Genomic DNA, 12,290 nt, shown 5'->3' with positions numbered 1-12,290 from the left:
GCGCGGTTTCATCCAGGCGGTGTATTAAAGAGCGCGATGCAACGTCTGGAACAGGGTGACGTTGTCACCAGAGCTCAGTTTGCCCGGCTTGGTTACTCATCACTATTCTTTTTTCGTCAGCATGACTGACGAAAAACGAATGAATCAGAGCAGGGCTTGCTTCAATGGTGAAAGGTTTACGCCTTTCGCCACAAAGCCTTGCAACCATTCCGGGGCTTGCTCAAGCACCTGGCGGGCAGCGAGTTCTGTGTCGAATTCAGCAAAGACACAGGCTCCTGTTCCAGTCAGGCGCGACGGCGCGTATTCTAACAGCCAGGAAAGCACATCATCAACCTCGCGAAAACGTTTTCTTGCGATAACCTCGCAATCATTGCCGAATTCACAATTTAATAACGTTTCTATTGACCTGACCGGGGTGTTTCGTGGCAGCTCCGGGTCGCGGAAGATAACCGGAGTTGGAATGCTGACGCCGGGGTGGGCCACCAGATACCATTTTTCCGCAACTTCTACCGGCGTTAGCACCTCACCAACCCCTTCAGCGAAGGCCGAATGACCGCGGACGAACACCGGAACATCGGCACCGAGCGTCAGGCCAATGGTCGCCAGCTCATCTTCCGAGAGCCCGCACTGCCATAAATGGTTAAGCGCAACCAGCACAGTAGCGGCGTTAGATGAACCGCCGCCAAGGCCGCCGCCCATTGGCAGGCGCTTATCAATGCTGATGTCCGCGCCGCTGCCTTCAGGCAAACGTTGGCTATCGGCGGCGGTTTTCATCAGCAGGCGCGCGGCGCGAATAATCAGGTTCTCTTCGTTCGGCACGCCGTCCACGGGGGTGAGCAGCCGCAGCTGACCATCCTGACGCGGCACAATGGTCAGCGTATCGCCGTAGTCGAGAAACTGAAACAGCGTCTGCAACGTGTGATAACCGTCCGCACGCTGCCCGGTGATGTATAAGAACAAGTTCAGTTTTGCCGGAGAGGGCCAACGGGTCATCATTTAACGATCCAGTTATCCATTTTCAGCTTGATGCGCTGTGAACCTTCGGTCAGTTCCATGTTAGACGGCAGGGCCGGTTTGGTTTTGCTGTCATAGCCGCCGTACACCACTTTCCAGGTTTTCCCGTTCTGGGTGTAGTTAAGCTCGCTCAGGCGATACTGGTCATCGAGCTTATAGTCGGTAGCGTCGCCCGGCAGGCCGAGGATCCACTGACGCAGGCTGTTGAGCGGAATGGGCATCCCGGTGAGCTTACCAATCATCTCTTCGCCGTCGGCGGCGGTATAGTGCTGGCCTTTGTTATCGGTCAGCTGTGCGGAACCCGGTTTACCAATCAGCTCAAGCTCAGTGCTGCCAAGCGGGTTGGTCAATAGCAGACGATAGTTGTCCTGGCCGGTTTGCTGCCAGAAGAAGCGAGCGTAAACCTTTTGCTGGTCGGACAGATACGCAAACGCGCCGCGGGTCTGATACTGGCTTAATTGACGGACCTCTTGCTGGTGCTGCTTCCACTCAGGGGCGGTTGGGCTTTTGCCCGGGCCCGTTGGCGCAGTGGTGGTACAGGCGGTAAGGACCAGGGCTGCCAGCGGCAGCAGACGAATCAGGCGGAAATCAGACATGACAATCCTTGAAATGCGTTGCAGTGATAACGCTTAATGCTAGCGTTGCCTGCGGGCAGCGTCTACGCTCAAGTTGTCTTAAATCATAAAATTAACCAAGCCCGCCTATTACTCCAAAAGGGGGGCGTCCCTTTTATTGATCTCGCGCATCCTGTATGATGCGCTCAGACTAACCTTATCAACGCTGGTACTACTCCCGCACAATGACCCTTTTAGCTCTTGGCATCAATCATAAAACAGCCCCGGTAGCGCTGCGAGAACGTGTGACGTTTTCGCCAGATACGCTTGACCAGGCGCTGGAGAGCCTGCTGGCTCAGCCAATGGTGCAAGGAGGCGTGGTACTGTCGACCTGTAACCGCACCGAACTCTACCTCAGCGTAGAAGAGCAGGATAATCAGCATGAAGCGATTATTCGCTGGCTGTGCGATTACCACGGCCTGAATGAAGAAGAACTGCGCCAGAGCCTTTATTGGCACCAGGACAACGACGCCGTCAGCCATTTGATGCGCGTTGCCAGCGGGCTGGACTCGCTGGTATTGGGTGAGCCGCAAATCTTAGGGCAGGTTAAAAAAGCGTTTGCTGATTCCAGCCGCGGGCATCTGCACGTCAGTGAGCTGGAACGCATGTTCCAGAAATCCTTCTCTGTTGCCAAGCGCGTGCGCACGGAAACGGATATCGGCGCCAGCGCGGTGTCGGTGGCGTTTGCGGCCTGCACCCTGGCGCGACAGATTTTCGAATCGCTCTCGTCGGTCACCGTACTGTTGGTGGGTGCGGGTGAAACCATCGAGCTGGTGGCGCGCCATCTGCGCGAACATCACGTGAAAAAAATGGTGATTGCCAACCGTACCCGCGAACGCGCGCAGGTGCTGGCCGATGAGGTCGGAGCCGAAGTGATCGCGCTGAGCGACGTCGGTGAACGCCTGAAAGAGGCCGACATCATTATCAGTTCTACCGCCAGTCCGCTGCCAATTATCGGTAAAGGGATGGTGGAGCGCGCGCTGAAAGCGCGTCGCAACCAGCCGATGCTGCTGGTGGATATTGCCGTGCCACGCGATGTAGAGCCAGAGGTGGGGAAACTCGCTAACGCCTATCTCTACAGCGTGGACGACCTGCAAAACATTATTCAGAATAACCTCGCGCAGCGTAAAGCCGCCGCGGTACAGGCTGAAACCATCGTTGAGCAGGAAACCAGTGAGTTTATGGCCTGGCTACGCGCGCAAAGCGCCAGTGAGATCATCCGTGATTATCGCTCCCAGGCTGAAACGGCGCGTGAAGAACTCACCGCTAAAGCGATCGCCGCACTCGAACAGGGTGGCGATCCGCAGGTCATCATGCAGGATCTGGCGCGCAAGTTAACCAACCGCCTGATCCACGCGCCAACCAAATCTCTTCAGCAGGCCGCCCGTGACGGGGATGACGAACGCCTGCATATTCTGCGCAACAGCCTCGGGCTGGAGTAGCACAACTCTATTTATAACAAGGTGCATTTACGCCAATGAAGCCTTCTATTGTTGCTAAACTGGAAGCTCTCTACGAGCGCCATGAAGAAGTTCAGGCGCTGCTCGGAGACGCAGCAACTATTGCCGATCAGGACCGTTTCCGCGCGCTGTCCCGCGAATACGCACAGCTGGGCGACGTGGCTCGCTGTTATACCGACTGGCGTCAGGTTCAGGACGATATTGAAACTGCCCAGATGATGCTCGACGACCCGGAAATGCGCGAAATGGCGCAGGAAGAGTTGCAGGAAGCCAAAGCCAAAGAAGAAGAACTGGAGCAACAGCTTCAGGTACTCCTGCTGCCTCGCGATCCGGACGACGAACGCAATGCCTTCCTTGAAGTACGCGCCGGTACCGGCGGTGATGAAGCTGCACTGTTTGCCGGCGACCTGTTCCGCATGTACAGCCGCTACGCCGAATCGCGCCGCTGGCGTGTTGAGATCATGAGCGCCAACGAAGGTGAGCACGGTGGTTACAAAGAAGTGATCGCCAAAATCAGCGGTGAAGGCGTTTACGGTCGTTTGAAATTTGAGTCCGGCGGCCATCGCGTGCAGCGCGTTCCGGCCACCGAATCTCAGGGGCGTATTCACACCTCCGCCTGTACCGTGGCCGTGTTGCCAGAGGTACCGGAAGCGGAATTACCGGATATCAATCCGGCGGACCTGCGTATCGATACCTTCCGCTCCTCGGGCGCGGGCGGTCAGCACGTTAACACCACCGACTCCGCTATCCGTATTACCCACTTGCCGACCGGCATCGTGGTGGAATGTCAGGATGAACGTTCCCAGCATAAAAACAAAGCCAAAGCGATGTCGGTGCTGGGCTCGCGTATTCGCGCGGCGGAAATTGCCCGTCGTCAGCAGGCGGAAGCCTCCGAACGCCGTAACCTGCTGGGCAGCGGCGACCGCAGCGACCGTAACCGTACCTATAACTTCCCGCAGGGCCGCGTGACCGACCACCGTATCAACCTGACGCTTTACCGTCTGGATGAAACCATGGAAGGTAAGCTGGATATGCTGATTGAGCCTATCGTGCAGGAATACCAGGCCGACCAGCTGGCGGCGCTTTCCGAGCAGGAATGATGACTTATCGACAATGGCTGCAGCAGGCCGTGACGGCGCTACAGGGTGGCGAAAGCCCTCGTCGCGATGCGGAGATCTTGCTGGGGCACGTGACCGGAAAAGCGCGCACCACTATTCTGGCGTTTGACGAAACCGAGCTGACTGCGTCGCAGGCTGAAACGCTGGCGCAACTGCTGGCCCGTCGCGTGAATGGCGAACCCGTGGCTCATCTGGTGGGCACGCGCGAATTCTGGTCGTTGCCGCTGTTTGTCTCTCCCGCTACGCTTATCCCGCGCCCGGATACTGAATGTCTGGTTGAACAGGCGTTGGCGCGTTTGCCGTCGACGCCGTGCCGTATTCTTGACCTTGGCACCGGCACCGGTGCGGTGGCGCTGGCGCTGGCGAGCGAACGCCCCGACTGTACGCTTACCGCCGTAGATTATGTTGCCGATGCTGTCGCGCTGGCGCAGCGTAATGCCGATAATCTGCGCATTAATAACGTCACTATCCTGCAAAGCGACTGGTTCAACGCGCTGGGTGAGCAGCGTTTTGCGATGATCGTCAGCAATCCGCCGTATATCGACGAGCAGGATGAACATCTTGCGCAGGGGGATGTGCGTTTTGAGCCGAAAACGGCTCTCGTGGCGGGGAATAACGGTCTGGCTGACCTGGCGCACATCATCACCCAGGGCCGTGGCTGGCTGGAGCCCGGTGGCTTTATGCTGCTGGAGCACGGCTGGAAGCAGGGCGCCGCGGTGCGTGAGCTGTTTACGTCCGCTGGCTATCTTCAGGCTGAAACCTGCCGCGACTACGGCGACAATGACCGCCTGACGCTGGCACTGTGGCCTGGTAACGTGGAGGCACACGGATGAATCTGTTTTTATGGGTGCTCTATTTGCACATTGGGGCAGCTATCGTCTCGGTGAGCTTTTTCGCACTGCGCTTTTGGTGGAAACACCATCAAAGCCCGCTGTTTGATGCGCGCTGGGTGCGCGTACTGCCGCATGGCGTCGACAGCCTTTTGCTGCTCAGCGGTGTGGCGCTAATGGTGATGACGCGCTATTTCCCGTTCACCGAAGAAGGGACGTGGCTGACGGAGAAGCTGTTTGGCGTTATCATCTACATCGTTTTAGGGTTTGTTGCGCTGGGTCGTCGTCGACCGCGCAGTCAGCAGAGCCGGTTTGTTGCCTTTCTGCTGGCGTTGGTGGTGTTGTGCATCATCGTTAAACTCGCCATCACTAAAGTTCCGCTGTTAGGGTAGGGTATGAAGTCACTGGCTGATTTTGAATTTAATAAAGCGCCGCTATGCGACGGCATGATCCTGATTTCCGAATTCATTCGTGATGATTTCCCATCGCAGGTGGTGCGTGAACAGCTCGAGTGTCTGGTGGCGCTTGCGCGTGAAGAGATCAGCCCAGCCTGGCCGTTACCGCGCCAGATGGAGCGTCTGATTGAACTCTTCTATCATGAGTGGAATTTCAGCGATTCCTCGGGCAAATATCGCCTTTCAGACGCACTGTGGCTGGATCAGGTGCTGAAGAACCGTCGCGGTAGCGCGGTGACGCTGGGGGCGATAATGCTGTGGATCGCCGGCAACCTTGATATTCCGGTGGTGCCCGTTATCTTCCCAACGCAATTACTGCTTCGTGCTGATGTAGACGATGCGGAGATGTGGCTGATTAACCCGTTTAACGGCGACACGCTTGATGAGCACACGCTGGAAGTGTGGCTGAAAGGTAATATTGGCCCGATGGCCGAGCTGTTTAATGAAGACCTTGATGAAGCAGACAACGCCGAGGTTGTTCGCAAGCTGCTGGATACGTTGAAATCGGCGTTGATGGAAGAGCGGCAGATGGAGCTTGCGCTGGGCGCCAGCCAGACGCTGCTGCAGTTTAACCCGGAAGACCCGTACGAAATTCGTGACCGTGGGCTAATCTATGCGCAGCTTGAATGTGAACATATCGCGCTGAATGATTTGAATTATTTCGTTGAGCAATGTCCGGAAGACCCGATTAGCGAAATGATCCGCGCGCAGATTAATACCATCTCGCATAAACAAATTACGCTTCACTAATTAGCGACAAACGCGGTTATAATCGCGGAAAATTCCCTAACAAGGCGATCTTATGAAAGAAAAAGTGGTTAGCATTGGTGATATCAAAGTAGCAAACGACCTGCCGTTTGTTCTCTTCGGCGGTATGAACGTGCTGGAGTCTCGTGACCTGGCGATGCGTATCTGCGAACACTACGTGACCGTGACTCAGAAACTGGGCATCCCTTACGTATTTAAAGCCTCTTTTGATAAAGCCAACCGTTCATCCATTCACTCTTACCGTGGTCCTGGCCTGGAAGAAGGGATGAAGATTTTCCAGGAGCTGAAGCAGACCTTCGGCGTGAAAATCATCACCGACGTTCACGAAGCAAGCCAGGCGCAGCCGGTTGCTGACGTTGTTGACGTTATTCAGCTGCCAGCGTTTCTTGCGCGTCAGACTGACCTGGTTGAAGCGATGGCGAAAACCGGCGCAGTCATCAACGTGAAGAAACCGCAGTTCGTAAGCCCTGGCCAGATGGGTAATATCGTCGACAAGTTTATCGAAGGCGGTAACGACAAGGTTATTCTGTGCGACCGTGGTTCTAACTTCGGTTACGATAACCTGGTTGTGGATATGCTGGGCTTTGGCGTGATGAAAAAAGCGTCCAACAACTCCCCGGTTATCTTCGACGTTACCCACTCCCTGCAGTGCCGCGACCCGTTTGGTGCAGCAAGCGGCGGTCGTCGTGCTCAGGTTACCGAGCTGGCGCGCGCGGGCATGGCGGTGGGTATCGCTGGTCTGTTCATTGAAGCGCATCCGGATCCGGAAAACGCACGCTGTGACGGCCCGTCCGCGCTGCCGCTGGATAAGCTGGAACCATTCCTGAAACAAATGAAAGCTATCGATGACCTGGTAAAAGGCTTCGATGAGCTGGATACCAGCAAATAAGTTTTGCTGATGAATAAAAAAGCCGACCCTGGGGTCGGCTTTTTTGTCACGGTTGCTGGATGGCAAATCGTCTGTAGCCCGGCTAAGCGAAGCGCCGCCGGGAAACAGCACTCAGGCAAAAATCGTCATCAGATACGCCGCAAACAGCGCCAGATGGGCCGCGCCGTTCAGCACGTTGGTACGCCCGGTCGAGAACGAAATATGGCACAGCACCAGCGAGGCGACCATCACAATCATCTCCGGCATGCCCAGGCCAAACATCAGCTCGTTCCCGGTCATAAACGCAATGAGCGTCACCACCGGCACGGTCAGCGAGATGGTCGCCAGCACCGAGCCAAAGAACAGGTTCATCGCGCGCTGTACCTGATTGTTCAGTACCGCCTTCAATGCCCCCAGACCTTCCGGCGAGAGGATAAGCAGTGCGACCAGGAAGCCGGTAAAAGCAACCGGTGCGTTCATGCTGGTCAGCAGCGTCTCCAGCGGATTGGCGTTCATTTTCGTGACCGCGATAACCGCAACCAGATGCACAATCAACCATACCGCATGCCACAGGCTGCTGTGCGCCGAAGGTTTACCGTGGTGTGGGTCATCATCGTCGCTGTCATCTTCATGCTCGTAGACAAACAGACTCTGGTGCGTTTTGGTCTGAATAAGTAAAAACACGCCGTACATCGCGGCAGAAATTAAGGCCACCAGCAGCGACTGACCAATCGTAAAATTGGCGCCCGGCAGCGAGGTTGGGAATACCAGTACAATAATGGCGAGCGGGAACAGGGCAATTAAATACTGCTTGATGCCAAACAGGTTCATATATTGCGTGGCAAATTTACGTCCGCCGAGCAATAACGAGAAGCCGACTAAGCCGCCGGTCACAATCATGATGATGGAATAGAGCGTATCGCGCATCAACGTTGGCGCGGCATCGCCGGTTGCCATAAGCGCTGAAATCAGGCTCACTTCGAGGATAACAACGGAAAGACTTAAAATCAGAGAACCGTACGGCTCACCCAAACGGTGCGCAAGCACGTCCGCGTGACGAACGACGCTAAAGGCGCTGCTGAGAATACCGACCAACGCCATAGCGTTGATAGCAATGACCACTGGCAATGACTGACTGCTTCCCCAGAAGAACAGAATTGCCAGTGCCACCAGCGGGAAAATAAGCGACGTCTCCTTATGGCGAGTTTTCACCGCCTCTTGTGCGTGGGTCATGTTTGTCTCCATATCTGCAGGTATTTATAATTATAGAAAAAATCAGCAGCGTAAATTAACAAATTTTAGCGTTCAGAATGCGATTTTTTACTAAAGTTTACCCATAACGCCTTTTTTTCTAATAGATGGCTATAATATAAAGTACTGACTAAATATTTTTTAAATAACAGCGTATTAATGCGCTGGATTTCCTATTTTACTTATCGGTAAAACCCGCTTGAACCGAGGATAGCAATGGGAGACAAATTGCATCCTGAACCATAAAGCTGGATAATATTTCATCAAAGACAGCTCCGGAGGTCGCCATCCGTTCCCGTAAGAACGCATGTGAAGCAGGGAAGAGAAGTGGCGGTGGAGGTTTAAAGTGTTAACGCGTGATTTCTTAATGAAGGCGGATTGTACAACGGCGTTTGGCGCCATTGAGGAATCTCTGCTTTGGTCCGCTGAGCAGCGCGCAGCGTCGCTGGCGGCGACGCTGGCCTGTCGGCCTGATAACGGCCCGGTGTGGATTTTTGGCTACGGCTCCCTGATGTGGAACCCGGCGCTGAATTTTAGCGAGTCGGTCACCGGTACCCTGGTGGGCTGGCATCGTGCTTTCTGTTTGCGTCTGACGGCGGGGCGAGGTAGCGCCTGTCAGCCTGGTCGTATGCTGGCGCTGAAAGAGGGCGGTCGCACCACAGGTGTGGCCTACCGTCTGCCGGATGATGAAATTGAAAACGAGCTGTCGCTGCTGTGGAAGCGCGAGATGATCACCGGCTGCTATCTGCCCACCTGGTGTAAGCTGGCGCTGGACGATGGCCGGACGGTCAACGCGCTGGTGTTTATCATGGACCCGCGCCATCCGCTGTATGAGTCAGATACCAGCGTGCAGCTGATTGCCCCGCTGATTGCCCGCGCCAGCGGCCCATTAGGTACCAATGCGCAGTATCTCTTCTCATTGGAGCAGGAGCTACAAAAACTGGGGATGCCGGATGACGGCCTGAATGAGTTGATTAACAACGTGCGGCATCTGGTGGGTGGGAATTAATCAGCCGGGCGTGGCATAAAGAAAAGCCCCGCAAGTGCGTGCTTTCGGGGCTGAATGCCGGATGAAGCTTCGCTTATCCGGCCTACATGCTCTATATCAGGCGGCAACGTAGCTGATGGAGTGTTCAAGAGACTGGCTGTGGCTGTCGATCAGCACATTCCAGGTCCCGCTGTAAGGCACGGTCAGGTACGCTTTCTCTTCGTTTTGCACGCTTAAAATATCAGAACCGCCGCTGCTGGTGTTTTTCTGCGTGCTCATCAAATGAATATGGCAACGCTCAGAACAACGCACCACGACTGTATCCCCACCAAATAACGTCAAACTTGCTTTTACCATCGCCAAAATACCCCGCTGCAAATGAGTCTACGCACTCCCTACGCGTTAATCCTGCCTGTGAAGTTGTTCACAAATCACTCATCGCATAACACCAAACCCTGACCACACCGATGCTGATTTTGATCAAAAAATGCCGTAACACTTCAACAAAAATGACAATATCCCTGAATGCATTCAGCTATCGTGACAAATCGGTGAGGAACGTCACAAAGGTGAAATAATATCCTTTAAATGGCCATGGTTTTAGCGGGCTACGCTGATTAGGGCTTTGACGATGCTAAATCAGAAGGTCAGCACTTTGTCGGCCGCCAGCGTCCACTGGGCCAGCTCGACCAGCGTACCAATCTCCACGCCGTCAATCAGCGGCAGGGCGGTGATGCCGCGCCCGTCGGTGCAGGTCTTACACAATTTCACGGGAACACCCTGAGCGGTGAGAATTTCCAGCATCTGCTGAATGTTGTAGCCCTCGGCGGGTTTCTGCCCGCGCAGACCCGCCGTCACGGCATCAGACATCAGAAAAAGCTGAAGCTGCAGGTCATCCTGCTGCTCGCGCAGGGCAATAGCTAAACGCAGGCTGTTGAACAGCGACTCACTGCCGTAGGCAGCCCCGTTGGCGATAATGACAATACGTTGCATCTGAACTCCTTTAAGGCACGGTTATTGCTAGACATCAGGATGGTAAGCAAATCCTCTAACGGGAGAGCGCATGATAAACCGTGAAGATGATACACCCGGCGCTATCGAGTGGTTTCGTTACGCGCGTCAGGTGCAGAAAACACAGCTCCAACAGCTGGCGCAGCAGGGGCAACTGGTCAGCCAGTTAAGCCACGTGGTGCACATGTTACAGTGTGAACGCGGGGCGTCCAACATCTGGTTATGTTCGCAGGGGCGATTATACGCCGCCGAGCGTCGTGCTAGCGCGGCACTGGTGGATGAACAGATTCGCCAACTGCTGGCCCATCTCCAGCCGCAATACTTACCCTCTGCCAGCGGTTTATGCCAGCGCATCGCCCGCGCGGTCTGGTCGCTGGAGCAGGTGCCTTCGTTGAGAGAGAGCGTTGCCAGCCAGCAGGTCTCTGCCGAAACCGCATCCAGCCAGTTCAACCGCACTATCCGCCATTTGCTGAATATCATCCCACAGCTTAACGACAGTATTGATGACCCGACGCTTGCCGGGCGTCTGGTGGCGCTGTACAGCTTTATGCAGGGTAAAGAGTTGGTGGGACAGGAGCGCGCGCTAGGGGCGCAGGGTTTTGCGCAGGGCAGCTTTAGCAGCGAACTGCGCCAGCGGCTGGTGGATCGCATCGACGGTCAACAACCCTGTTTTGACAGTTTTTTATCGCTGGCGACCAGCCCGCTTAAGATGCTGTTTTATACCGAATGTCAGGCGAGCATCGCCATTGAACAGCTGCGACGCATTGCCTGCACTCGCCAGCCCCCGGCGGACGATGGTGCCAGCGCGCTGCGCTGGTTCCAGTTGCAAACCCAGCGTCTGGAGCAAATGCGCGGGCTTGAAGAAGCCTTGATTAGCGAACTGATGACGGCGGTGGATGACCTGCTGCTGGATGATGAAGAGCAACAGGCGCTGGACCCGGTGGGTGACGATCCGGCCAGCGATAACATGGTGCTGCATCTTGACCGCCAGCTTCTGCCACTGGTACGCCAGCAGGCGCGGGAGCTGGAGCAACTCTCCAGTCAGTTAGCCTCGCTCAAGGATACACTGGAGGAGCGTCGGCTGATTGATAAAGCCAAAAGCGTGCTGATGACCCACCGTCATATGAACGAAGAACAGGCCTGGCACTGTCTGCGCAAAATGGCGATGGATAAGAATCAGCGCATGGTGGAAATTGCCCGTGCGCTGCTGGCGGTAAAGGCGCTGTGGCAGAACGAACCGGCATCGCCGTTGCACAATGAACGGGCATGAATGCTTTGCGTCGGTGCAAAAATAGCGATTGAGTGCACATTTTTCCGCGGATTTAGCGCTGTAAAAGCTGGCATCTGAATTGCATTAGTTAAGTAAATAGTCGGTGGCGGGCCAATGGCGGCCTGCACATCGCGAGGATAAAGGCGTCCTGCAATGCGTAAGCATTGCCGGGCGCTTTTTTTTTGCATTCGGGAGCGAGTATGGACGAAACGGTTTCACTATCACGGCGACGTTTGTTACAGGCGGGCGCGGTACTCGGCGGCGCTATGCTGCTGCCTGGCCTGAGTCAGGCGGTCTGGGCGGCGGGCTCCGATAAACCGGAACTACAGACGGTTAAGGTAGGCTTTATTCCGCTGACCGACTGCGCGCCGCTGGCGATTGCCTCACTGAAAGGCTTCGACAAAAAGTACGGCATTACGCTGGTACCGAGCAAAGAAGCGAGTTGGGCCGCGGTGCGCGACAAGCTGGTCAACGGCGAACTTGATGCGGCGCATGTGCTTTACGGCCTGCTGTACGGGCTTGAGCTGGGCGTGGCGGCGAAACCACAGCCGATGGCTAACCTGATGACCCTTAACCGCAACGGTCAGGGGATCACGCTGTCGAGCGATTTGCAGGAAAAGGGCATCACCCACCTCGGCGCGCT

Annotated in this window: 14 protein-coding genes; 9 read left to right on the top strand and 5 right to left on the bottom strand. The window is 55.5% G+C overall.

Going from position 1 to position 12,290, the window contains the following annotated elements; translation table 11 throughout:
* Positions 1 to 144: 144 nt before the first annotated feature.
* Both ispE and lolB read right to left on the bottom strand, forming a co-directional pair.
* On the bottom strand, positions 145 to 993 hold the full coding sequence (ispE, locus tag GKAS_RS01340) for a 4-(cytidine 5'-diphospho)-2-C-methyl-D-erythritol kinase (RefSeq protein ID WP_167540396.1): 849 nt from the start codon (positions 991 to 993) through the stop codon (positions 145 to 147).
* On the bottom strand, positions 993 to 1,616 hold the full coding sequence (lolB, locus tag GKAS_RS01335; protein WP_035891565.1) for a lipoprotein insertase outer membrane protein LolB: 624 nt from the start codon (positions 1,614 to 1,616) through the stop codon (positions 993 to 995). Before lolB ends, ispE begins: the two co-directional genes overlap by 1 nt.
* A gap of 197 nt (positions 1,617 to 1,813) precedes the next feature.
* Here lolB and hemA point away from each other — a divergent pair, with 197 nt between their 5' ends.
* From hemA to kdsA, 6 genes are read left to right on the top strand one after another with little or no spacing between them, the layout of a single operon-like run.
* On the top strand, positions 1,814 to 3,070 hold the full coding sequence (hemA, locus tag GKAS_RS01330; protein ID WP_035891562.1) for a glutamyl-tRNA reductase: 1,257 nt from the start codon (positions 1,814 to 1,816) through the stop codon (positions 3,068 to 3,070).
* A gap of 35 nt (positions 3,071 to 3,105) precedes the next feature.
* Entirely contained in the window at positions 3,106 to 4,188 is a 1,083-nt protein-coding gene (prfA, locus tag GKAS_RS01325) for a peptide chain release factor 1 (protein WP_035891560.1), read from the top strand.
* The gene (gene prmC / locus GKAS_RS01320; RefSeq protein ID WP_035891558.1) at positions 4,188 to 5,039 is read left to right on the top strand and encodes a peptide chain release factor N(5)-glutamine methyltransferase; all 852 of its coding nucleotides are present in this window, start codon (positions 4,188 to 4,190) and stop codon (positions 5,037 to 5,039) included. The genes prfA and prmC overlap by 1 nt, the downstream gene beginning before the upstream one ends.
* Complete coding sequence (gene sirB2, locus GKAS_RS01315) at positions 5,036 to 5,428, top strand: invasion regulator SirB2 (protein WP_035891555.1); 393 nt, start codon at positions 5,036 to 5,038, stop codon at positions 5,426 to 5,428. Before prmC ends, sirB2 begins: the two co-directional genes overlap by 4 nt.
* 3 nt (positions 5,429 to 5,431) lie before the next feature.
* On the top strand, positions 5,432 to 6,241 hold the full coding sequence (gene sirB1 / locus GKAS_RS01310) for an invasion regulator SirB1 (protein WP_035891553.1): 810 nt from the start codon (positions 5,432 to 5,434) through the stop codon (positions 6,239 to 6,241).
* Positions 6,242 to 6,293: 52 nt separating this feature from the next.
* Positions 6,294 to 7,148 carry a 3-deoxy-8-phosphooctulonate synthase gene (gene kdsA / locus GKAS_RS01305; RefSeq protein ID WP_035891549.1) on the top strand — a complete coding sequence of 285 codons (855 nt, stop codon included), beginning with the start codon at positions 6,294 to 6,296 and terminating at the stop codon, positions 7,146 to 7,148.
* A gap of 111 nt (positions 7,149 to 7,259) precedes the next feature.
* Here the strand turns inward: kdsA and chaA are convergent, their stop codons facing one another.
* A complete protein-coding gene (gene chaA / locus GKAS_RS01300) occupies positions 7,260 to 8,360 on the bottom strand; it encodes a sodium-potassium/proton antiporter ChaA (RefSeq protein WP_035891548.1) in 1,101 nt (366 codons plus the stop codon).
* A 364-nt stretch (positions 8,361 to 8,724) separates the two neighbouring features.
* Between chaA and GKAS_RS01295 the strand changes: the two genes are divergently transcribed.
* Positions 8,725 to 9,387, top strand: coding sequence for a gamma-glutamylcyclotransferase (locus tag GKAS_RS01295; protein ID WP_035891547.1), 663 nt, complete (start codon positions 8,725 to 8,727; stop codon positions 9,385 to 9,387).
* 96 nt (positions 9,388 to 9,483) lie between these two features.
* Here GKAS_RS01295 and GKAS_RS01290 read toward each other — a convergent pair whose 3' ends face one another.
* Together GKAS_RS01290 and GKAS_RS01285 are read right to left on the bottom strand one after the other, a co-directional pair.
* Positions 9,484 to 9,729: a DUF1883 domain-containing protein gene (locus tag GKAS_RS01290; RefSeq protein ID WP_035891741.1), complete on the bottom strand. Its 246-nt coding sequence runs from the start codon at positions 9,727 to 9,729 to the stop codon at positions 9,484 to 9,486.
* Between the two features lie 276 nt (positions 9,730 to 10,005).
* Complete coding sequence (locus tag GKAS_RS01285) at positions 10,006 to 10,359, bottom strand: DsrE/DsrF/TusD sulfur relay family protein (protein ID WP_035891545.1); 354 nt, start codon at positions 10,357 to 10,359, stop codon at positions 10,006 to 10,008.
* A 70-nt stretch (positions 10,360 to 10,429) separates the two neighbouring features.
* On the opposite strand from GKAS_RS01285, the gene nasR reads away from it, so the two are divergent.
* A complete protein-coding gene (nasR, locus tag GKAS_RS01280) occupies positions 10,430 to 11,647 on the top strand; it encodes a nitrate regulatory protein NasR (RefSeq protein WP_035891543.1) in 1,218 nt (405 codons plus the stop codon).
* A 200-nt stretch (positions 11,648 to 11,847) separates the two neighbouring features.
* Positions 11,848 to 12,290: ABC transporter substrate-binding protein (locus tag GKAS_RS01275; RefSeq protein ID WP_035891541.1), on the top strand; the 443-nt coding region annotated here is incomplete at its 3' end.

Source organism: Kluyvera ascorbata ATCC 33433 (assembly GCF_000735365.1).
Taxonomy (GTDB): domain Bacteria; phylum Pseudomonadota; class Gammaproteobacteria; order Enterobacterales; family Enterobacteriaceae; genus Kluyvera; species Kluyvera ascorbata.
The sequence above is the reverse complement of the archived record's forward strand: the minus strand, read 5'-3'. Positions and strand labels throughout refer to the sequence as shown.

Excerpts from the sequence above, each read along its gene's own strand:
- ispE (WP_167540396.1), bottom strand. The coding sequence starts at position 993 with ATGACCCGTTGGCCCTCTCCGGCAAAACTGAACTTGTTCTTATACATC.
- hemA (WP_035891562.1), top strand. The coding sequence starts at position 1,814 with ATGACCCTTTTAGCTCTTGGCATCAATCATAAAACAGCCCCGGTAGCG.
- prfA (WP_035891560.1), top strand. The coding sequence starts at position 3,106 with ATGAAGCCTTCTATTGTTGCTAAACTGGAAGCTCTCTACGAGCGCCAT.
- prmC (WP_035891558.1), top strand. The coding sequence starts at position 4,188 with ATGACTTATCGACAATGGCTGCAGCAGGCCGTGACGGCGCTACAGGGT.
- sirB2 (WP_035891555.1), top strand. The coding sequence starts at position 5,036 with ATGAATCTGTTTTTATGGGTGCTCTATTTGCACATTGGGGCAGCTATC.
- sirB1 (WP_035891553.1), top strand. The coding sequence starts at position 5,432 with ATGAAGTCACTGGCTGATTTTGAATTTAATAAAGCGCCGCTATGCGAC.
- kdsA (WP_035891549.1), top strand. The coding sequence starts at position 6,294 with ATGAAAGAAAAAGTGGTTAGCATTGGTGATATCAAAGTAGCAAACGAC.
- chaA (WP_035891548.1), bottom strand. The coding sequence starts at position 8,360 with ATGACCCACGCACAAGAGGCGGTGAAAACTCGCCATAAGGAGACGTCG.
- GKAS_RS01285 (WP_035891545.1), bottom strand. The coding sequence starts at position 10,359 with ATGCAACGTATTGTCATTATCGCCAACGGGGCTGCCTACGGCAGTGAG.
- nasR (WP_035891543.1), top strand. The coding sequence starts at position 10,430 with ATGATAAACCGTGAAGATGATACACCCGGCGCTATCGAGTGGTTTCGT.